At 64.3% G+C, this 19,346-nt stretch carries 20 protein-coding genes and 3 pseudogenes; 7 read left to right on the forward strand and 16 right to left on the reverse strand.

What is annotated here, in order from left to right; genetic code table 11:
* Positions 1–1,638, forward strand: a complete 1,638-nt coding sequence (locus NLM33_RS34270) for an ABC transporter ATP-binding protein (RefSeq protein ID WP_254102964.1) — start codon at positions 1–3, stop codon at positions 1,636–1,638.
* 56 nt (positions 1,639–1,694) lie between these two features.
* Here NLM33_RS34270 and NLM33_RS34275 read toward each other — a convergent pair whose 3' ends face one another.
* From NLM33_RS34275 to NLM33_RS34290, 4 genes and pseudogenes are all read right to left on the reverse strand, one after another.
* Positions 1,695–2,537: an NlpC/P60 family protein gene (locus tag NLM33_RS34275; protein WP_254102965.1), complete on the reverse strand. Its 843-nt coding sequence runs from the start codon at positions 2,535–2,537 to the stop codon at positions 1,695–1,697.
* Positions 2,530–2,856, reverse strand: a pseudogene (locus NLM33_RS34280) (leucyl aminopeptidase family protein); the annotation flags it as partial. The pseudogene NLM33_RS34280 and the gene NLM33_RS34275, both read right to left, overlap by 8 nt.
* A gap of 7 nt (positions 2,857–2,863) precedes the next feature.
* Positions 2,864–3,933 (reverse strand): IS630 family transposase gene (locus NLM33_RS34285; protein WP_254096555.1). Its coding sequence is split into 2 segments (ribosomal slippage): positions 2,864–3,447 and positions 3,447–3,933, totalling 1,071 coding nucleotides; the frame shifts between segments, so codons are not numbered across the junction.
* Positions 3,934–4,012: 79 nt separating this feature from the next.
* Positions 4,013–5,074, reverse strand: a pseudogene (locus NLM33_RS34290) (M17 family metallopeptidase); the annotation flags it as partial.
* 217 nt (positions 5,075–5,291) lie between these two features.
* Between NLM33_RS34290 and NLM33_RS34295 the strand changes: the two are divergent.
* Positions 5,292–5,495 carry a hypothetical protein gene (locus tag NLM33_RS34295; protein ID WP_254102966.1) on the forward strand — a complete coding sequence of 68 codons (204 nt, stop codon included), beginning with the start codon at positions 5,292–5,294 and terminating at the stop codon, positions 5,493–5,495.
* 187 nt (positions 5,496–5,682) lie between these two features.
* Positions 5,683–6,495 (forward strand): tetratricopeptide repeat protein, encoded by an 813-nt coding sequence (locus tag NLM33_RS34300; protein WP_254102967.1) that lies wholly within the window; start codon positions 5,683–5,685, stop codon positions 6,493–6,495.
* 123 nt (positions 6,496–6,618) lie between these two features.
* Here NLM33_RS34300 and NLM33_RS34305 read toward each other — a convergent pair whose 3' ends face one another.
* The 10 genes and pseudogenes from NLM33_RS34305 to NLM33_RS34345 all read right to left on the reverse strand — a co-directional run bounded on the left by NLM33_RS34305 (position 6,619) and on the right by NLM33_RS34345 (position 15,041).
* Positions 6,619–7,593 carry a type II secretion system F family protein gene (locus NLM33_RS34305; protein ID WP_254102968.1) on the reverse strand — a complete coding sequence of 325 codons (975 nt, stop codon included), beginning with the start codon at positions 7,591–7,593 and terminating at the stop codon, positions 6,619–6,621.
* A 10-nt stretch (positions 7,594–7,603) separates the two neighbouring features.
* Complete coding sequence (locus tag NLM33_RS34310; protein ID WP_254102969.1) at positions 7,604–8,581, reverse strand: type II secretion system F family protein; 978 nt, start codon at positions 8,579–8,581, stop codon at positions 7,604–7,606.
* Positions 8,582–8,594: 13 nt separating this feature from the next.
* Positions 8,595–10,064, reverse strand: coding sequence for a CpaF family protein (locus NLM33_RS34315; RefSeq protein ID WP_254102970.1), 1,470 nt, complete (start codon positions 10,062–10,064; stop codon positions 8,595–8,597).
* A gap of 20 nt (positions 10,065–10,084) precedes the next feature.
* A complete protein-coding gene (locus tag NLM33_RS34320) occupies positions 10,085–11,353 on the reverse strand; it encodes an AAA family ATPase (RefSeq protein WP_254102971.1) in 1,269 nt (422 codons plus the stop codon).
* Complete coding sequence (locus NLM33_RS34325; RefSeq protein ID WP_254102972.1) at positions 11,350–12,087, reverse strand: CpaD family pilus assembly protein; 738 nt, start codon at positions 12,085–12,087, stop codon at positions 11,350–11,352. Before NLM33_RS34325 ends, NLM33_RS34320 begins: the two co-directional genes overlap by 4 nt.
* Before the next feature lie 21 nt (positions 12,088–12,108).
* Positions 12,109–13,584 (reverse strand): type II and III secretion system protein family protein, encoded by a 1,476-nt coding sequence (locus tag NLM33_RS34330; protein ID WP_254106042.1) that lies wholly within the window; start codon positions 13,582–13,584, stop codon positions 12,109–12,111.
* A 191-nt stretch (positions 13,585–13,775) separates the two neighbouring features.
* Positions 13,776–13,913: pseudogene (locus NLM33_RS49745) on the reverse strand (Flp pilus assembly protein CpaB); the annotation flags it as partial.
* A 127-nt stretch (positions 13,914–14,040) separates the two neighbouring features.
* Positions 14,041–14,565 (reverse strand): prepilin peptidase, encoded by a 525-nt coding sequence (locus tag NLM33_RS34340; protein ID WP_254102974.1) that lies wholly within the window; start codon positions 14,563–14,565, stop codon positions 14,041–14,043.
* 98 nt (positions 14,566–14,663) lie between these two features.
* Positions 14,664–14,798, reverse strand: coding sequence for a hypothetical protein (locus NLM33_RS49345; protein WP_256570626.1), 135 nt, complete (start codon positions 14,796–14,798; stop codon positions 14,664–14,666).
* Between the two features lie 78 nt (positions 14,799–14,876).
* A complete protein-coding gene (locus tag NLM33_RS34345) occupies positions 14,877–15,041 on the reverse strand; it encodes a Flp family type IVb pilin (RefSeq protein WP_027521689.1) in 165 nt (54 codons plus the stop codon).
* 282 nt (positions 15,042–15,323) lie between these two features.
* Here NLM33_RS34345 and NLM33_RS34350 point away from each other — a divergent pair, with 282 nt between their 5' ends.
* The 4 genes from NLM33_RS34350 (at position 15,324) to NLM33_RS34365 (ending at position 18,450) form a co-directional block, all read left to right on the forward strand.
* The gene (locus tag NLM33_RS34350; RefSeq protein WP_254102975.1) at positions 15,324–16,151 is read left to right on the forward strand and encodes a sterol desaturase family protein; all 828 of its coding nucleotides are present in this window, start codon (positions 15,324–15,326) and stop codon (positions 16,149–16,151) included.
* A gap of 148 nt (positions 16,152–16,299) precedes the next feature.
* Entirely contained in the window at positions 16,300–17,109 is an 810-nt protein-coding gene (cpaB, locus tag NLM33_RS34355; protein WP_254102976.1) for a Flp pilus assembly protein CpaB, read from the forward strand.
* A 148-nt stretch (positions 17,110–17,257) separates the two neighbouring features.
* Positions 17,258–17,845, forward strand: a complete 588-nt coding sequence (locus NLM33_RS34360; protein ID WP_254102977.1) for a TadE/TadG family type IV pilus assembly protein — start codon at positions 17,258–17,260, stop codon at positions 17,843–17,845.
* Between the two features lie 23 nt (positions 17,846–17,868).
* A complete protein-coding gene (locus tag NLM33_RS34365) occupies positions 17,869–18,450 on the forward strand; it encodes a TadE/TadG family type IV pilus assembly protein (protein WP_254102978.1) in 582 nt (193 codons plus the stop codon).
* An 86-nt stretch (positions 18,451–18,536) separates the two neighbouring features.
* On the opposite strand, the gene NLM33_RS34370 is transcribed toward NLM33_RS34365, so the two are convergent.
* Both NLM33_RS34370 and infA read right to left on the reverse strand, forming a co-directional pair.
* Positions 18,537–18,749, reverse strand: coding sequence for a cold-shock protein (locus tag NLM33_RS34370; RefSeq protein ID WP_011084262.1), 213 nt, complete (start codon positions 18,747–18,749; stop codon positions 18,537–18,539).
* A 278-nt stretch (positions 18,750–19,027) separates the two neighbouring features.
* Positions 19,028–19,318 (reverse strand): translation initiation factor IF-1, encoded by a 291-nt coding sequence (gene infA / locus NLM33_RS34375; protein ID WP_254102979.1) that lies wholly within the window; start codon positions 19,316–19,318, stop codon positions 19,028–19,030.
* Between the last annotated feature and the right edge of the window lie 28 nt (positions 19,319–19,346).

The raw sequence follows: 19,346 nt of genomic DNA on the forward strand, positions 1-19,346 counted from the left end.
ATGGACGCGATCAACCAACCCCTGCTCAGCGTGCGCGACCTCTCGGTGGCCTTCCACCAGGGCGGCGGCACGACGCTCGCCGTCGACAAGGTGTCGTTCCAGATCAAGCGCGGCGAATGCGTGGCGCTGGTCGGCGAATCCGGCTCCGGCAAGTCGGTCAGCGCGCTCTCGGTCATGAAGCTCCTGCCCTATCCGAACGCCTCGCATCCCTCGGGAAGCATCCGCTTCAAGGGGCGTGAGATCCTGAACCTCTCGGAACAGGAGATGCGCGGCATCCGCGGCAGCGACATCTCGATCATCTTCCAGGAGCCGATGACCTCGCTCAATCCGTTACACACGATCGAGGCGCAGATCGGCGAGATCATCCAGCTCCACAATCCGACCAGCAATGCGCTGGCGCGCAAGCGGACGCTGGAGCTGCTCACCCAGGTCGGCATCCCAGATCCCGAGACCCGGCTCGCGAGCTATCCGCACCAGCTCTCCGGCGGCCAGCGTCAGCGCGTGATGATCGCGATGGCGCTCGCCAACGAACCCGACCTCCTGATTGCGGACGAGCCGACCACGGCGCTCGACGTCACGGTGCAGGCGCAGATCCTGGCGCTGCTCGCCGAGATCCGCTCGCGCCTCGGCATGAGCCTGCTCTTCATCACCCACGACCTCGGCATCGTGCGCCGCATCGCTGACACCGTCTGCGTGATGAACGGCGGCAAGATCGTCGAGCAGGGCCCGGTCGAGCAGGTCTTCAACAGTCCCAAGCATCCCTATACGCGCGACCTGCTCGCGGCCGAGCCGAGGCCGGATCCGGCGCCGCCGCAGCCGAACGCGCCGGTCGTGATGTCGGCGGACGCGCTAAAAGTCTGGTTTCCGATCAAGCGCGGCTTCCTGCGCAAGACCGTCGGCCACATCAAGGCGGTCGACGGCGTCAGCGTCGCCGTGCGCAAGGGCGAAACGCTCGGCGTCGTCGGCGAGTCCGGCTCCGGCAAGACCACGCTCGGGCTGGCGCTGTTGCGTCTGATCTCGTCGAACGGCCGCATCGTCTTCCTGGGGAAAGACATCCAGGGCCTGCGTTTCAAGGAGATGCGCCCGTTCCGGCGCGACATGCAGGTCGTGTTCCAGGATCCGTTCGGCTCGCTCAGTCCGCGCATGTCGGTCGCCGATATCGTCGGCGAGGGCCTCTCGGTGCATCAGCCAAAACTGTCGCGCGAGGACAGCGAGGCGCGCGTCATCAAGGCGCTGGAGGATGTGGGCCTCAATCCGGAGACGCGCTTCCGCTATCCGCATGAATTTTCCGGCGGCCAGCGCCAGCGCATCAGCATCGCACGCGCGATCGTGCTCGAGCCCGATTTCGTCGTACTGGACGAGCCGACCAGCGCGCTCGACATGCTGTTCCAGGCGCAGATGGTCGATCTGCTGCGCGAATTGCAGCGCAAGCGCAATCTCACCTACATGTTCATCTCGCATGACCTTCGCGTCGTAGCCTCGCTCGCCAGCCATCTGATCGTGATGCGCGGCGGCAAGGTGGTCGAGGAAGGGCAGGCGGCGGAGCTGTTCAAGAACCCGAAGACAGATTACACGCGCGCGCTGTTTGCGGCGGCGTTCCGGCTGGAGACGGCAGGGAATGGGGCGGTGGCGACGTAGTTGCTGTCATTCCGGGTTCGCGCGTTGGTGCGCGTGCCCCGGAATGACGCTCTGGGTTAGAGCCGCTTGATCGCGACGACCTCGCTTCCGGCCTGCTTGATCCGCGCGATCGCGGGCTCGGTCGCCTCGATCACCGCCGCCATGTGATGCGCGTTGGCGTGGACCATGGTGCTGCCGTCGCGCACGATCGCGACATGGCCCTTCCAGAAGATCAGATCGCCGCGTTGCAGCCTGGTCCTCTCATGCAGCCCCAGGGTTCGTCCCAGACCCGCCAGTTGCATGTCGCTGTCGCGCGGGCAGCCGATGCCAGCGGCGGTCAGTGAAACCTGGACCAGCCCGGAGCAATCGATGCCCAGTGAGCTCTTGCCGCCCCAGAGATAGGGCGTGCCGACGAAGCGCTCGGCCACGGTGACGAAGTCCGGCTCGCGGTGGTCGAGAGCGACGAGGTGCGTCTTCGGCAGATAGTGTCCCTCGCGGGTAATCGCGAAGGGGCCATCGTCGCGTGTCACGGCAACCTTCGACCCCATCACGAGCGTTTCGGATGGCGGCAGCTTGATCGACGGGCCGGGAAAGGCAAAGGTCCGGAGCGCGCCGACCCTGTGTGTTGGCGCAGCCGCGGGCTTGGCGAGCGCCGCATCGGGAATCCAGCCGACATAGCCGTCGCTTACGAGCTGGCCCCAGGCCCAGCCTTCGCCGTTGCGATCGTAGACCGTGATGCGCTCGCCGCGCAGCGCCTCCGACATCAGCATCGCGTTCGACGACGGCTGTTCGCGCAGCGGCGCGATCGCCTCGATCACCTCGAACTCCTCGCCGGTGACGAAGCGCTCCGCCTGCACCTTGCCTTCGAGATATTTCGCCGCGATGTCGCCGCGCGCCGGGGTCAGCCGCTTGTCATGCATAGCGTTCGCTCAGCAGTAGGTAGAGTGCGCGCGCGGCCTGGCATTCGCCGCCCTCGGGTCGCGCGGGTTTCGCCGATGGCGTCCAGGCGTAGATGTCGATATGCAGCCAGCTCTTCGCCTGCTCGACGAAACGCTGCAGGAACAGCGCGCAGGTGATCGAGCCGGCGAAGGTGCCCGATGGCGCGTTGGTAATATTGGCCGTCTTGGAGTCCAGCCAGGAATCGTAAGCCGGCCATAGCGGCATGCGCCACAACGGATCGTTCTCCCTGACGGCGCAGCGCGCGACGTCGGCAGCAAGCGTCTCATCATTGGTGTAATACCAATCCTCATAATGATCGACCGATGTAAGCCCAATCGCGGAGCCCGATCGACATGATCTTCCACGGCTGCGCGATGAGGGTGTTCCAGGCGTAACAGCAGTGGTCGACGATGTCGTCGTAGGATTTGAAGACGCGGTTTGACAGCCAATTTTGGCGCATGAACTGCCAGATGTTCTCCTGGCTGTTCAGCTCGGGCGAACGCGGCGGCAATGGCAGCAGCGAGATGTTGTGCGGAACGCTCAGCTGCTTCGCTCCGTGCCATCCAGCCTGATCGAGGATGATGATGGCGTGGGCACCATGGCTGACCTTGGTGGATATCTCATCGAGATGAAGCTGCATTGCTTCGGTGTTGCAGAAAGGTAGTACCAGAGCGGCGCCAGTTCCGAGTTCAGGACATACGGCACCGAACAGGTACGTCGATTGCGTACGCTGGTCATGGGCTGCCCGCGGCCGCGATCCCTTTCTGGCCCAGCGATAGGTGAGCTTATTCTTCTGGCCCACCCGCATCTCATCCTGGAACCACACCTCTACCGGCGTGTCCGGCGCAAGGCTGCTGCGGATGTCCTCCACGCTGGAGTGGAAGTTTTTTTATATGCCTCGATCGCATCGGGATCCTGCTTGTAAGCTCTCGGCCGGGCGCTGACGTGTGAGAAGCCGAGGTCCTTGAGGGCGCGATAGACCGTGTCGTCTGATACCGAGATGCCAAACTCCTCGTGCAGCCGCATGATCAGGTCACACGCCCGCCAGCGCACCACGCCATGGATGGCCGGGATCGGCCCTTCGTCCACGATCTGCGCCAGAAACGCCCGATGCTCCTCGTTGAGCTTCGCCGGCGCACCTGGCGCGGGGACATTGATCAAACCATCCGGCCCTTGCTCGTTGAACCGGATCACCCAGTCGCGTAGCGTCTGCCGGTCCATCCCGCCGACCTTGGCGGCCTCCGTGCGCGAGGCGCCATCGAGCACCGCAGCAATCGCCAGAAGCCGCCGAACCTGATCGCTGTCCTTCGCCCGCCGCGCTAACCGGCGCACCTCAACCGCCGTCAAATCCGTCCGAACCGCAATCGGCTGGCCCATGGCAACTCCCTCCAATTGCCATGTTGAATCATCGACCCGCTGATTTGGAAAGCCCCACCGTGAGTCACCACCTCAGCGGATTAGTATAAAAGGGCGGTAAATCCGGCCCCAGCGCGACGCGCGCCGCGCCGGTCAGCGTGCCCAGGTCGATCAGCAGATCGGGCTTCTCCTCGTCCGCCAGCGCCAGCGCGTCAGCGAGCACCAGGCGGCCCTCGGCATCGGTGTTGCCGATCTCGACCGTGATCCCCTTGCGCGAGGGGAAGATGTCGAGCGGCCGGAAGGCGTTGCCGGCGACCGCATTCTCCACGGCGGGGATCAGCACGCGCAGCCGCACCTTGAGCTTGGCGCCCATCACCATGCGCGCGAGCGCCAGCACGTTGGCGGCACCGCCCATGTCCTTCTTCATGATCAGCATGCCGCTCGACGGCTTCAGGTCGAGCCCGCCGGTATCGAAGCAGACGCCCTTGCCGACCAGCGTGACCTTGGGATGCGCAGGGTTGCCCCAGGTGATGTCGATCAGTCGCGGCGCGCGGGTCGAGGCCATGCCGACGGCATGGATCAGCGGAAAATTCTGCGCCTTCAATTCGTCGCCGATGATGCAGCCAAAGCTTGCGCTGAACTCGGCGGCAAGCGCCTGCGCGGCCGCCGCGAGTTCCTCCGGCCCCATGTCGTTGGCGGGGGTGTTGACGAGATCGCGCGCCAGACACGCAGCTTCCGCAATCCGCGAAATCTCAACAGCGTCGACCCCGTCGGGCGGCACCAGCCTGACCTCGGGCGCATCCGCCTTGCGGTAACGGGCAAAGCGGTAGCTGCCGAGCGCAAAGGCGAGGGCGGCGAGGCGCGTATCGTGCGGCGCATTGGCGAAGCGATAGGTGCCCGGCGGCAGCAGCCCCGGCAGGCTGCCTGCCCGGAACAAGTCGCGCGATCGTGCGGCCTCGTCCTCGAGGCCGAACAGCACCCCTGCGATCGCGCCGTCCGGCGCGGGCAATGCGAGATATGCGCCCGGCTTTCCGGCAAAGCCGTTGGCCGCTGCGAACTGGCGTTGCGGCGGCGACAGCGTCTCGGCGACCTGGTCCCAGCTCGATTTGGTCACGAAGGTAATGGGAACGGCGGCAGACGACGTTTCGAATACGGAAGGCATTGGCGGGTCCGGCCCAAGATGGTTCAGATTGGATGACAAGAGACTTTGCAGAGTTTCGCGGCACCTGCAATCGGCTTCGCCGTCACCCCGGCGCGCCCCCGCGAGCCGCTACTCGCCTCGCCGTCACCATGCTAGGTTCCGGCAAAACGCGCCCGCGGCGTCGGTGCCTGCGGGTCCAAGAGCGGGTCCAAGGCGAGCCGTGCCGGGAGGGAATGCAATGGAATTTCTGTGGAGCGTGGTCGCGTTTTTCGGCCAGGCCATCGAGGCGGTCTTCGCCTATGTCGAGCATCATCACTGGATCTTCGCATTCCTCGCCGGCGGCTACGTTTTCTATCTCCACGACCGCGCGGTCCATGCGCGCTTCGACGCGCTCGACAAGCGCCTCGACGAGGTCAGGAAGCGGCTGGCCATGGAATATTGAGCCGCGCCTCGTGGCACCTTCGGCGATTCGATCGCGCAGCTACGAAGAGGCGACACCAAATCCCGGAAGTGACCTCGACGCGGCGCCGTCGGCCGGCGCGCCATGGCCCGCGTTAACCGGCCGTTAGGGTTAACAGTCTATTGCTGGCGCGTTCGGCTCGATCAAACGGCTCGAGAGTCAAAGCGTCATGCGTCAGCGGTTTTGTGTTGCCCGGCTTCTTGCGTCCAGCTCGCTGGTAGCGGTCTTGGCCGCAAGCCTAGGCGGGTGCCAGACCATGGCCGACATCACGGGCTCGGTGACGCCGCGCGCAGAAGCCGCCGCGCCCGCAGATCCTGCCCGCGCCGCCGACATCTATGGCGAGCGCTACCGCGCCAATCCCAAGGATCCCGATGCCGCGCTCGCCTATGGCCAGGCGCTGCGCGCCAACGGCCAGCGCGCGCAGGCCGCCGCGGTGCTGGAGCAGGCAACCATCGCCCATCCCGGCAACAAGCCGCTTCTGGCGCTCTATGGCCGCGCGCTCGCCGACAACGGCAATTTCCAGCAGGCCTTCGACGTGCTGTCGAAGGCGCACTCGCCCGACAATCCGGACTGGCGCCTGCTCTCCGTGCAGGGCACCTGCCTCGACCAGATGGGCAAGCACGAGGAGGCGCGCCGCTACTATGTCAGCGCGCTGAAGATCACGCCCGGCGATCCCGGCGTCCTGTCCAATCTCGGCCTCTCCTACATGCTCACGAAGGAGCTGCCGCGGGCGGAAGAGACGCTCCGGCAGGCCTATGCCTCGCCACGCGCCAGCGCGCGGGTGCGGCAGAATCTTGCACTGGTGGTGGGCCTGCAGGGACGCTTCGCGGAAGCCGAGACCATCGTCAAGGCCGACCTGCCGCCGGACGAGGCCGCGGCCAACGTCGCCTACCTCAAGGAAATGCTCAGCCGCAACGACGCACCGCGCAGTCAGACCAAGCGCATGCCGGTGCCGGTCGCTTCCCTCAGCCAATCCGAATAGCTGGCCAAAGCCGGACGAGTTCTTGTTGAATCGGTGCGAGCCGAGGCACGCCTCGGCTCGCATTTGATTTCACAGTGTTCTGGGCTTGTTCGACGCGGGCCGGTGTGCGGCCCGCGCGAGCCGTCAGTGCAGCTCGGAGACCTTGATGCCGGTCGGTCCGAGAATGACGACGAACAGCACCGGCAGGAAGAACAGGATCATCGGCACCGTCAGCTTCGGCGGCAGCGCGGCGGCCTTCTTCTCGGCTTCGTTCATGCGCATGTCGCGGTTTTCCTGCGCCATCACGCGCAAGGAGTGGCCGAGCGGGGTGCCGTAGCGCTCCGCCTGCTGGAGCGCGAGGCAGACCGATTTGACGCCTTCGAGGCCGGTACGCCGCGCCAGGTTCTCATAGGCCACCTTGCGGTCCTGCAAGTAGGACAGCTCGGCCGTGGTCAGCGTGAATTCCTCCGAGAGCGCGATCGACTGGCCGACGATCTCGGTCGCGACTTTCCGGAACGCCATCTCGACCGACATGCCGGACTCGATGCAGATCAGCAGCAGGTCGAGCGCGTCGGGAAAGGCGCGCTTGATCGAAAGCTGGCGCTTGGAGATCGCGTTCTTCAGGAACAGCATCGGCGCCTGGAGGCCGAGATAGGCGGCGCCGACGCAGATACCGACCTTGATCGGCAGCGACTGCTGCATATGCGCGATCAGGAACACGTAGAGCATGGAGCCGACGAACAGCACGAGCGGCGTCACCATGCGGGCGAACAGGAAGGTGATGTAGGGCGCCTGGCCGCGATAGCCTGCCATCACGAGCTTCTCGCGCGCGGCTTCCTGCGCCAGCCATTTGGTGAGGTTGAAGTCCTCGACCACCCTGGAGACGAGCTGCTTCGGCGTCTGTCGCAGCGAGACCTTCTCGGACTTGGCGAGCCGGTCGCGCTCGCGCTGCCGGATGCGCTCGCGCTCGCTTGCCACCGATTTCATGCGCTTGGCAAGACCTTCGCCGGCGAACAGCGGCATCACCAGCGTGTAGACGGTGGCACTGGCGGCGATCGCCGCCAGCAGCATCGTCATGAAGTGAACGTCGTGCAGTTTCGTGACGAGGAGATCGACCATACTGGCACCGTCAGAAATCGAAGTTGATCATTTTCTTCATCACCATGATGCCGATCGACATCCAGACGACGCAGCCGACCAGCATGAGCTGACCGGTGGGATGGGTCCACAGCAGCGAGATGTATTGCGGGGTCGTGAGATAGACGAGGAACATCACGATCGGCGGCAGCGAGCCGATGATGCCGGCCGAGGCCTTGGCCTCCATCGACATCGCCTGGATCTTTTCCTTCATCTTCTTGCGGTCGCGCAGCACCTTGGAGAGGTTGCCGAGTGCCTCGGAGAGGTTGCCGCCGGATTTCTGCTGGATCGACACGACGATGCCGAAGAAGTTCGCCTCCGGCAACGGCATGCGCTCATAGAGACGCGAGCAGGCCTCACCCAGCGGCATGCCGATCGCCTGGGTCTCGATGATCGCCAAAAATTCGCTGCGCAGCGGCTCCGGCGAATCGGCCGCGACGACCTTGATCGATTCGAACAGCGGCAGGCCGGCCTTGATGCCGCGGACGATGACGTCGACGGCGTCCGGGAGCGCTGCCAGGAACTTGTTCTCGCGGCGCTTCTTCAGGAAGCTCAGCATCCAGCGCGGCAGGCCGAAGCCGCCAGCGAAGGCAAGGCCCACGGCCCCCAGCAATCCGCCGCCAACGAACATGGCGAGGAAGAAGAACACGCCGCCGAGCGCGGCCGAGACGATCCAGAATTTCTGCGGCGTCCAGTCGAGCCCGGCCTGCGACAGCCGCACATTGAGCGGAACGCTCTTTTCCTGAAGGCGACGCTGCTCGAGATCCTTGAGCGTGCTCTCGACCTGCTCGCGGCGCGAGCGCTGGCTTTTCTCGGCCTGCCGTGCCGCGACCGGCTCGGCGCGCGCGACGGAGGCGCGGCGGTTCTCTGCCTTTCGCTCGCCGGACAACAGCGGATAGAGGAAAACCCAGGCGACGCCGCCGACGGCGGCGGTGGCGAGAAAGGTGAGGGCGAGGACTTGCATCTTCATGGTGCGTTACCGCTCACGTCTTAGCCGCCACTTCCGCCGCATCGAGCGCGGCGGCAAGGCGCTTCTCCTCGCCGTAATAGCGGGCGCGCTCCCAGAAGCGGGGGCGGCCGATGCCGGTCGAGCGATGCCGTCCGATGATCTTGCCGTTGGCGTCCTCGCCCACGAGGTCATAGAGGAAGATGTCCTGGGTGATGATGGTGTCGCCTTCCATGCCCATCACCTCGGTGACGTGGGTGATGCGGCGCGAACCGTCGCGCAGGCGGGCGGCCTGGATGATGACGTCGATGGAGGCGCAGATCATTTCGCGGATGGTGCGCGAGGGCAGGGAGAAGCCGCCCATCGTGATCATGGATTCGCAGCGCGACAGCGCCTCGCGCGGATTGTTGGCGTGCAGCGTGCCCATCGAGCCGTCATGGCCGGTGTTCATGGCCTGCAACAGGTCGAAGGCTTCGGGTCCGCGGACTTCGCCGACGATGATGCGTTCGGGGCGCATACGCAGGCAGTTGCGCACCAATTCGCGCATCGTGACCTGGCCTTCACCCTCGATGTTGGGCGGACGGGTTTCCAGCCGCACCACGTGAGGCTGCTGGAGCTGGAGCTCGGCCGCGTCCTCGCAGGTGATCACGCGCTCGTCGTGCTCGATGTAGTTGGTCATACAGTTGAGCAGCGTGGTCTTGCCCGAGCCGGTACCGCCGGAGATCAGCACGTTGCAGCGGCAGCGGCCGATGATCTGGAGGATCTCGGCGCCTTCAGGGGTGATCGCGCCGAACTTGACGAGCTGATCCAGCGTCAGCTTGTCCTTCCTGAACTTGCGGATGGTGAGCGCGGGGCCGTCGATCGACAGCGGCGGCACGATGGCGTTGACGCGGGAGCCGTCGGCGAGACGGGCGTCGCAGATCGGCGAGGATTCGTCGACGCGCCGGCCGACCTGGCTGACGATGCGCTGGCAGATGTTGAGGAGCTGCTGGTTGTCGCGGAAGCGGATGCCGGTGCGCTGGATCTTGCCGCCGACTTCGATGAACACCGTGTTGGCGCCGTTGACCATGATGTCGGCGATGTCGTCGCGCGACAGCAGCGGCTCGAGCGGACCGTAGCCGAGCACGTCGTTGCAGATGTCGTCGAGCAGTTCCTCCTGCTCGGCGATCGACATCACGATGTTCTTGATCGCGATGATCTCGTTGACGATGTCGCGGATTTCCTCGCGCGCGGATTCGGAGTCGAGCTTGGCGAGCTGGGCGAGGTCGATCGCCTCGATCAGGGCGCCGAAGATGGTCGCCTTGACCTCGTAGTAGTTGTCCGAGCGGCGGCTCTCCATCGGCGGAGGCGGCGGAGCCTTGATCGGCGCCAGCGGCGGCGAGGCGATGGCCGGGGGCGGCGGCGCGCGCGAAACACTCGGCGCCGGGGCCTGGGCAGGCTCTGGCGACACGGCGCCGGGCTTGGGGGCCCGAAGATCAGTGTCTGTTCCGCTACGCTTACCGAACACTTAACGACTCCATGCGGCGGCTATTTTCCGCGCAACTTCTCAATCAGGGGTGAAAGGAACGACGACTTTTGTTTCTTGGTCTCGCTGCGGCCGGTCAGGCGCTGGGCGATCTGGAGGAACATGTCGATCGACTTATGGTTGGCCGAGATTTCCGCGATCATCTGGCCGTTATTGGCGGCCGAGCCGAAAGTCTGGGGCTCGAACGGGATCGAGGCGATCGGCTGGCTCTCGATCGCCTTGGCGAACTCGGTGGCGGCGATTTCGGGGCGTTTGGGGACGCCAACCTGGTTCAGGCAGTACAGTGGCGGCCGATCGTTCGGCCGGGCCGCTTTCAAGAGGTCGAACAGGTTCTTGGTGTTGCGCAGGTTCGCAAGGTCGGGCGCGGCCACGATCAGGATGTCGTCCGCCCCGATCAAGGCGCGCTTGGTCCAGCCCGTCCATTGGTGCGGGATGTCGAGCACGATGCAGGGCATGGTCGAGCGCAGCGTGTCGAACACCGCGTCAAAGGCGTCGGTGCCGAAATCATAGACCCGGTCGAGCGTGGCCGGCGCAGCCAGCAGGCTCAAATGGTCGGTACATTTCGACAGCAGGCGGTCGACGAAGGCCGTATCGACGCGGTCCGGCGAGAACACGGCATCGGCGATGCCCTGCGGCGGATCCTGGTTGTAGTCGAGCCCGGCGGTGCCGAAGGCGAGATCGAGATCGGCGACCACCGCGTCCATGGCGAGGTCGCGCGCGATCGCCCAGGCGACATTGTGGCTGATGGTGGAGGCGCCGACGCCGCCCTTGGCGCCGACGACCGCGATGATGCGGCCGACCGCCTTGGCTTCCGGCGCCGAGAACAGATTGCAGATCGATCGCACCACGTCGATCGGGCCAACCGGTGCCAGCACATAGTCGCTGACGCCGCGGCGTACCAGCTCGCGATAGAGCATGACGTCGTTGATGCGGCCGATCACGACGACGCGGGTGCCGGCATCGCAGACTGTCGCAAGCTGGTCGAGCCCGCCGAGCAGGTCAGCCCGCCCGTCGCTCTCCAGGACGATCACGTTCGGTGTGGGCGCGGAGCGATAGGCTTCGGCCGCAGCCACGATGCCGCCCATCTGGATCTTCAGATGAGCCTTGCCGAGGCGGCGGTCCTCGCCGGCCGACTGCACGGCGGCGGCGGTCTCCACGGTCTCGCAGAACGCCTGGACCGAGACGCGCGGGGCAGGTGCAATATGCTCCTCTGCCGGCGGCGGCGCGCCCTGCGGCTGCTCTTCGTGAGTCTGGCGAGCGTAGCTGATCATTTGCCGGTGTCGCTGAGTTTGGCCTTTTCGGCCTCGGGATAGGTGGTCGCCGTCGTCATGCCCTTGCGATATTTCTCGAAGGCTTCACTGCGGCGGGTGGTGTAGGCCGGCGTTTCAGGCCGCGGCTGCTCGAGATCCGACGGATTATCTATCATTGCAGCCATGTTGCGCTGATAGCTGCAGCCGAAATTGTAATAGGACTTGTTCTCGAACCATCGCGGGTTCTTGGCGGAAGGACCGAGATCTTCCGGCCATAGCCCGCAGGGACCCGCGATCGCGGCGATCCTGGAATAGGTCAGGCGGATCGGCGGCAGGAAGCGCTGGTCTTCGGGGTGATAGCGGCGCACGATGACGCCGCGCGGCGGCAGGCCGGCGGCAGCCAGTATGGCCTGGATTTCCCGCAGCGTTTCCGCAGCCGGGCGCGCATTGGGTGTGTCGGTCGGCACGTCGATATGGATCGCACCGGTGCCCTCATGCGTCCAGGTCGACGCCAGGCCCATGACGTCGGCGCGCTGGGCTGCGGTCAGGCCGCCGCGCGCGTGGCCGACGAAGACGACGATGGAGCGGTTCTGCTCCTCGATCGCGATCGGGTGGCGCTGCTTGTAATCCTCGGGAATGGAGGCGGTGACCGCCTCGTCGGTATGAGTGCAGGCGCCGAGCGCGATCGCAATGCCGACGAGCGCGCCGCTGACGCGAAGGGCGCTGTTGCGATTCTGGGGTGATCTGGTGGTCATTCTCGAAGTCCCCGTTCCGCCTCAGTCCGTGATGAAGCCGTAGGTGCCGCGGTAATTCCGCGCGGGATCGACCCGGCCCGGCACGCCATAGATGCGGTTGATGTTGCCGAGCAGCTCGGCCTGTGGATCGGAAGGCGCGGCAAAGCCGTCATCCGGACGCGACAGGTCCTTCTGCGCGACGGCGCGCACGATGTAGGGCGTCACCAGAACCACCAGCTCGGTCTGGTTATTGACGTAGTCGCGGCTGCGGAACAGCGTGCCGAGCACCGGAAGCTGCATCAGCCCGGGCAAGCCGCTGATCGCCTGCTTGGTCTGCTCCTGGATCAGGCCCGCCATCGCCATCGCGCCGCCGGAGGGAATTTCCAGCGTGGTCTCGGCCCGTCGGGTCTTGATTGAGGGCACCGTCAGCGAGTTCACCGTGCTCGAGGTGACCGCCTGCGACAGCGTGATCGAATTGTCGTTGGAGAGCTCCGAGACCTCGGTCATGACGCGCAGGCTGATCTTGCCTTCGGTCAGGACGACCGGCGTGAAGTTGAGCGAGATGCCGAACTTCTTGAAGCTGATCTGGGTGGTACAGACGTGCGTGGTCGGATCGCAGGCATAGCCCGCCGGCACCGGGAATTCACCGCCGGCGATGAAGGTCGCCGACTCGCCCGAGATCGCGGTCAGGTTCGGCTCGGCGAGCGTGCGGATCACGCCCGCGGTTTCCATCGCGCGCAGCGTCGCCTGCACGGAGGGGGTCGAGCCGAACTTCGTGTCAAGGCTGTTGCCGGACACCAGGTTGCGGCCCAGGGCCGTGAACGGGTTGGAGTTGGTGAAGTTCACCACCGCGGTGCCGTAAGCGAGATTGGCAGAGAGGTCGATGCCGAGCTGCTTGATGATGTTGCGCGCGACTTCGGCGACCGTCACCTTCAGCATGACCTGGTCGCGGCCGCGGACCACGATGGAGTTCACCACCTTGTCGGCGCCGCCGGCAAGGCGCGCGGCGAGGTCGTTGGCCTGCTGGGCCTCGATCGGGTTGGCCGCCGTGCCGGTCAGGATGACATTCTCGCCGAGACCGTCGATCTGGATATCCGAGTTGGGCGAGACCTGCTTCAGCGCGGCGCGGATGCCGTTGAGGTCGCGCTTGACCGCGATGTCATAGGCCGCGATCTGCTGGCCGGCGGAATCGAAGAACACGATGTTGGTCTGGCCGACGGCCGCACCGATGATATAGGCGCGCTGCGCCGAGCGGACCACCGCGTTGGCGATCTTGGGATCAGCGACCAGCACGTCCTTGATCTCACGCGGCAGGTCGATCACGATCGACTTGCCGACGCCGAGCGACAGGAAACGCGCGTTCATCTGGCCGTCGGCCGCGATCGGCGCCGCGTTGCGATAGTCGGCGGCGATGACCGGGGTGAGCGCCGGATTGAGCGTCAGTGCGAGCGCGCCTGAAAACGACAGGGCGCGGACCATGCTGGTCCGCAGCGCCGCCCGATTGCCCCTGCATTTCATATCGAAAGCCCCCATCGTCACTTCTATGCAGTCATCTGGCTCGGAATGCCGAAGCGAACGATCGAGACGCTCTCGCCGCGCCTGCGCGCCGGCTCGTTCTCGTTCTCGTTCTTGGCTTTGACGTCGGCGATACTGCGCAGCGACAGCGTGCCGGTCTGGCGCGCACGTAAAAGCGTCTCGGTCTGTTCCGGCTTCAGTTGCAGGACATTGACGGTCGGAAGCTGAGCGGTCGGAGCAGGCGCCGGGCTGTCGGACCCGCTCGCCGGGTATGCGGCGATGCCGCCGGCACCGATAGCAACCGTCAGGACGACAATGCGTGCGGTATTCATTACGCTTCACTTTCCACAAGACGCCGCGACGCTGCCGCCGCCGTGATGGCAGTTGACCAGCTAAACGTCAAAGCATGGTTAATGAGGCGTATCTAAATCGCCTTAACGCCGGGTTTATCCGGAGTGTTCAGCGCAGCGCGAGGTGAGCGAGATCAATCGCTTTCACCCATTCCGTCTCCGGATAGACCATCAGCGCGCCGATCGCGAGCGCGATGCCGTAGGGGATGTCGCCCTCCTTGGCGTGCAGCCGCGCGAGCCAGGCCTGTCCGGCAAGTCCGTAAGGCAACGGCCATTGCCGAAACTGGAGTAGCAGCAGGGTCAGCGCGCCGCCGAACAGCGAGGCGTAGAGCAGGAAGTTCATCAGATGGGTAAAGCCGAACCAAAGCGCGACCGAGGCTGCGACTTTCGCGTCGCCGCCGCCGACCCAGCCCATGGCAAAGCAGCCGAATGCGACGACCAGCATCAGGGCACCGGCGCCGACATGGGTCAGCATGTCGTAAGGTGCCATGCCACCCGCCAGCGCAAGGACGAAGAAGCCGGCGACCAGCGCCAGCGATACCCGGTTCGAGATGGTCATCGTGAACAGGTCGCTCGCGGCGGCGAAGGCTATCAGGGCCGGGAAGAGCAGAAGGCGCGCGAGGTCGAGGATCATGATCTGCTTCTCAAGGGCGCGCTGGCCGGCGCGGGATCGGAGCTCGCGGGATTCTAGCCGTCAGTGCTAAACAAACCTGAAACGGGATGCGGCGGAGATCACCAGATGCTGGCGATCCGGGCCGCGAGCGCGACCAGTGCGAGCAACAGCGCAAGGCAGACCCAATAGGTCGGCGCCTCGCTATGCGCGGAAGCTGCCGTCTCGAACACGGCATCGGCTCTGGTTTTACGCAACGCCACTGGAACTCAAGGCTTTCCGGAAAGACAAAGCCCCGGACGTATCCGGGGCTTCTGCTGCAACTGGTCGGGCGCTTACTTCAGCGAGCTGCTGATCGAGCCGAACTTGGAGTTCAGCGAGGTGCCGAGGTTGTTGACGACGGTGATGATCGCGAGCGCGATGCCGGCGGCGATCAGGCCGTACTCGATGGCGGTGGCGCCGGATTCGTCCTTCACGAAACGCGCAATCAGGTTCTTCATGAGTAAAACTCCATGTGGGTGTGGGTGGCTTCGTTCGGCGCAATTCTCTAGCGTTGCGAGGATGAGAGCTCAGCCGTTGCGGTACGGTTAACCTGATCACGGAAACTCGATCGTGGCGTGATGCTTTTCACCAGAGTCAATTTCCTCTTAAGGCGCTCGCCCGAATTCGCGGCACTTGCGGCCGGCGGAACGAAAAGTCGCCGATATGCGGAAGCGGCTTCACGCTCCCTTAAATTTCGAAGCGTAGGCGTAAAGCCGAGACAGATGAGAAGTGAGACGCTGATGTCGAGCCTGCCCATGGACGTCGCCCTGATGCTTGGCGAGACCATCGCAAAGGTCATTCCCGTTACCGCGGCGCTCGCGGTGGTCTTCACGGTGCTCGAGCATTTCTGGGCCTGCAATCCCGGCGTGCCATGGTGGCGCAAGCGCGAGATCGTCACCGACATCTGCTACTGGTTCTTCGTGCCGGTGTTTGCGCGCACGATGCGGATCGGGCTCTTGATCGTGGCTGCCGGCGTCGTCTTCAACATCCACGATCCCGACGAGCTGATCGCCTTCTACGACAACGGTCACGGTCCGCTCTCGGAGCTGCCGCTCTGGGCGCAGGCGGCGCTGTTCCTCATCCTGTCGGATTTCATGCTGTACTGGCTGCACCGGCTGTTTCACGGCGGCGGCTTCTGGAAGTACCATGCGATCCATCATTCCTCGGAGGAGCTGGGCTGGATCTCAGCGGCGCGCTTCCATCCGGTGAATCTCGTGCTCGGCACGATCGGCGTCGACGTCGTGCTGCTCACCGTCGGCATCTCGCCGAACGTAATGATCTGGCTCGGGCCGTTCACCACCTTCCATTCGGCGTTCGTGCACGCCAATCTCAACTGGACGTTTGGACCGTTCAAATACGTGCTGGCGACGCCGGTGTTTCACCGCTGGCACCACACCTCGCTCGAGCAGGGCGGCAATACCAATTTTGCCGGCACCTTCCCGCTCTGGGACATCCTGTTCGGGACCTTCCGGATGCCGGCGAACGAGCTGCCGCAGGACTATGGCAAGGACGAAGCGGAGATGCCGAGCGAGATCGGCGGCCAGCTCGCCTATCCGTTCCGCCACTAGATCGGAGCCTCGCGCGCCCGCCGGAAAAGGCGGGCCGCAGCCGCCGTTCGCCCGAGTTGGATCGGCTTCATTAACGTCACTTTGACGTCTGGCCAGCTATGTTCCTGAACGGCGGAGAACCCGCTCGGGGTAGTGTGAGAGTAAAGTTATGAAGCCCGCCCGTTTTATTGTCCTAGCGATCGCCCTCATAGCCGGCGCCCTCGCGGCTTATCTCGCAAGCAGTTCGTCGGACAGCGGTGCTCCCCCGCCTCAACCAGTCGCCCAATTGCCGACCGTTGATGTTCTCGTCGCCAAGACCGACATCGGATTGGGACAGACGGTCGGTCCCAACGAGCTTCAGTGGCAGACGTGGACGCAATCCACCGCCAGCGGCAGTTTTATTCGTCGCCCCGATCGTCCCGAAGCAATGACGCAAATTACAGGTTCGATTGCGCGTCAGCCGTTTGTCGCCGGCGAGCCGATCCGAGAGCAGAAACTGGTCAAGGCAGACGGCTCCGGCTTCATGGCGGCCATCCTGCCTTCGGGCAAGCGCGCCATTTCGACCGAGATATCTGCTGAGACAGGCGCAGGCGGCTTCATATTGCCGAATGATCGCGTGGACGTGATTCTCACGAAGCGCGAGAAGCCGACCAATACGGATGGGCCTCAGACCGACACCATTTCGTCGCAAGCCATTCTGACCAACATACGTGTTCTTGCGATCGATCAAGCCCCCAAAGAGAAGGAGGGGCAGAATGCAGTTGTGGGCAGGACCGCCACCCTGGAGTTGACACCCAACGAAGTTGAACTGCTGGCAGCATCGCGTCAGAGCGGCACTCTATCCCTCGCATTGCGCAGCATTGCCGATAGCAACAAGAATGTCGTAGCTGAGAACGACACCAGCAACCTCATTACTGTTTATCGGGGTGCCACCTCCACGGAGGTGCTCAACTGCAAGCCCTCGTGTGGCCGAAAATAGCTTCCATCCGGGCCGCGCGTCGCGATCGGACATTGGTTTACGCGCCGCTAACGCCACGCGCCGTGATCCGCCGACCCGGCGAACACTTAAACAATCGCTTTTCTCTATGCGACTGGCAGATGATCGCTGCCGCCTGGGATTTTCTGCGATGCCATCGCCTACCGTCTGGAAGTTTTCGATCCTCAGCATGACGCAGCGGTTTCGCCGCAACCGCCGCGGTTCTGCGGCGGTCGAGTTCGCGCTGGTCGCGCCGATCTTCTTCGCGCTGCTGTTCGCAATCATCGAGACCGCGATCATGTTCTTCGCAGGCCAGGTGCTCGAGACTGTCACGCAGGATTCCGCGCGCTCGGTCCTGACCGGCCAGGCGCAGTCCGGCTCGGTGTCGACCTGCGCGGTCTCCGGCGTGGCGGCGGCGTGCACGCAGACGACGTTCAAGAATTACGTCTGCACCCAGATCCCGGCGCTGTTCTTCGATTGCAGCAGTCTCTACGTCGACGTCTCGAGCTATTCGTCGTTCTCGGCGGTCACGCTGCCGAGCCATATCGATTCGGCCGGCAATTTCGATACCAACATGAGCTACAGCGCCGGCAGCGCCGGCGACATCGTGGTCGTCCGGCTGTTCTACCAGTGGCCACTCTACGTCACCGGGCTCGGCTACAACCCCTCGAATCTCGCAGGCAACAAGCGCCTCCTGGTCGCGACGGCCGCCTTCAAGAACGAACCCTACTCCAACTGATGCCAACGGATCCGAGCGGACCCATGCAGGCGATTGCGAACATCTGGCGAAACGCCGCCTCCTCCGCGCGCGATTTCGGCGCCGACAGCCGCGCGCTGGCGGCGACCGAGTTCGCGGTGATGGTGCCGCTGATGCTGGTGTTGTTCTTCGGCACCATCGAGGTTTCGTCGGGGGTGGCGATCGACCGCAAGGTCACGATCATGGCGCGCACGCTGTCCGACCTCACCTCGCAATCGACGTCGGTCGGCGACACCGACATGACCAACTTTTTCGCGGCGTCCTACGGCATCATGACGCCATACTACAACAGCACGGTTACCTCCGCGACGATCAGCGAGCTCTACGTCGATCCCACGACCAAGGTGGCGCGCGTGCAATGGAGCAAGGGATCCTCGGCGCGGTCGCAGGCCTCGGTGGTGACCATCCCCTCGACGCTCGCGATCGGCGGCACCTATGTGATTTTCAGCGAGGTCAGCTACGTCTACACGCCGACGATCGGCTACGTGCTCACGAGCTCGATCACGCTGAGCGACGTCGCTTATTCGCGCCCGCGCCAATCGACTTGCGTTTATTACAGCTCGTCGACGAGCTGCACGACGTACTGAGCTCGCTTGATTTTCGGACATGAAAAAAGGCCGTGCGCAACGCACGGCCTTTTCGTTTGCTTAAGTCCGCCTGGCGCGGGCCAGCCTTAGCCGGCCGAGCGGAGGTTGTCGGCTGCCGACTTGCCGGAGCGACGATCGGCCACGATCTCGTAGGAGATCTTCTGGCCTTCGCGCAGCGTGCCGAGGCCGGCACGTTCCACGGCGCTGATGTGCACGAACACGTCCTTGCCGCCGTCGTCGGGCTGGATGAAGCCAAAACCCTTGGTCGCGTTAAACCACTTCACGGTTCCCATGCTCATGGGGGTAGTCCCTTCTCAGATACACAGTGTCGATGCCCGCTTTCGCGGACGGGTTAGATCGAATTTCTGGAAGGGTCGTCAGCGTGTCTGAACCGGCTGTACCGGTGGATGCTAATGTCGTCCGGCCGAAAATCGATTAATTCATTTTATTGGAAAGGGGGTCTCAAAACAATCCTGACGTGCACGATTTTTTGATCTGCCGCTGGTGGCGGCAGATCTTGTGCAGGTCGGTATTTTAGTTCCATCCCGCGAGCGCGGCACGGGGCAGGCGGTGAGGCCTAGCGGCGGCGGAACTGGCCGCCCCGCTGGGCGCCACCCCGAGGGGGACCACCGGCGGACGCGGGACGTTCGTCCTTGTGACGGAAAATCAGCCGTCCCTTTTCCAGGTCGTAGGGCGACATCTCCACCGTTACACGGTCGCCCGCCAGCGTCTTGATGCGGTTCTTCTTCATCTTGCCGGCGGTATAGGCGACGATCTCGTGCCCGGCGTCGAGCTGCACGCGGTAGCGCGCGTCGGGGAGGATTTCGGTGACCAGTCCTTCGAACTGGATCAGCTCTTCCTTAGCCATGATTATCTCCAGGTCGTGGGACGGCTAG

Origin of the sequence: Bradyrhizobium sp. CCGUVB1N3 (assembly GCF_024199925.1) — a bacterium.
Lineage (GTDB): Bacteria > Pseudomonadota > Alphaproteobacteria > Rhizobiales > Xanthobacteraceae > Bradyrhizobium.

Coding starts and splice junctions, on each gene's coding strand:
- NLM33_RS34340 (WP_254102974.1), bottom strand. CDS start 14,565: ATGATCCTCGACCTCGCGCGCCTTCTGCTCTTCCCGGCCCTGATAGCC.
- NLM33_RS34320 (WP_254102971.1), bottom strand. CDS start 11,353: ATGATCAGCTACGCTCGCCAGACTCACGAAGAGCAGCCGCAGGGCGCG.
- NLM33_RS34370 (WP_011084262.1), bottom strand. CDS start 18,749: ATGAGCATGGGAACCGTGAAGTGGTTTAACGCGACCAAGGGTTTTGGC.
- NLM33_RS34310 (WP_254102969.1), bottom strand. CDS start 8,581: ATGAAGATGCAAGTCCTCGCCCTCACCTTTCTCGCCACCGCCGCCGTC.
- NLM33_RS34300 (WP_254102967.1), top strand. CDS start 5,683: ATGCGTCAGCGGTTTTGTGTTGCCCGGCTTCTTGCGTCCAGCTCGCTG.
- NLM33_RS34360 (WP_254102977.1), top strand. CDS start 17,258: ATGCCATCGCCTACCGTCTGGAAGTTTTCGATCCTCAGCATGACGCAG.
- NLM33_RS34350 (WP_254102975.1), top strand. CDS start 15,324: ATGTCGAGCCTGCCCATGGACGTCGCCCTGATGCTTGGCGAGACCATC.
- NLM33_RS34270 (WP_254102964.1), top strand. CDS start 1: ATGGACGCGATCAACCAACCCCTGCTCAGCGTGCGCGACCTCTCGGTG.
- NLM33_RS34305 (WP_254102968.1), bottom strand. CDS start 7,593: ATGGTCGATCTCCTCGTCACGAAACTGCACGACGTTCACTTCATGACG.
- NLM33_RS34325 (WP_254102972.1), bottom strand. CDS start 12,087: ATGACCACCAGATCACCCCAGAATCGCAACAGCGCCCTTCGCGTCAGC.
- cpaB (WP_254102976.1), top strand. CDS start 16,300: ATGAAGCCCGCCCGTTTTATTGTCCTAGCGATCGCCCTCATAGCCGGC.
- NLM33_RS34365 (WP_254102978.1), top strand. CDS start 17,869: ATGCAGGCGATTGCGAACATCTGGCGAAACGCCGCCTCCTCCGCGCGC.
- NLM33_RS34330 (WP_254106042.1), bottom strand. CDS start 13,584: ATGAAATGCAGGGGCAATCGGGCGGCGCTGCGGACCAGCATGGTCCGC.
- NLM33_RS34345 (WP_027521689.1), bottom strand. CDS start 15,041: ATGAAGAACCTGATTGCGCGTTTCGTGAAGGACGAATCCGGCGCCACC.
- NLM33_RS34275 (WP_254102965.1), bottom strand. CDS start 2,537: ATGCATGACAAGCGGCTGACCCCGGCGCGCGGCGACATCGCGGCGAAA.
- infA (WP_254102979.1), bottom strand. CDS start 19,318: ATGGCTAAGGAAGAGCTGATCCAGTTCGAAGGACTGGTCACCGAAATC.
- NLM33_RS34295 (WP_254102966.1), top strand. CDS start 5,292: ATGGAATTTCTGTGGAGCGTGGTCGCGTTTTTCGGCCAGGCCATCGAG.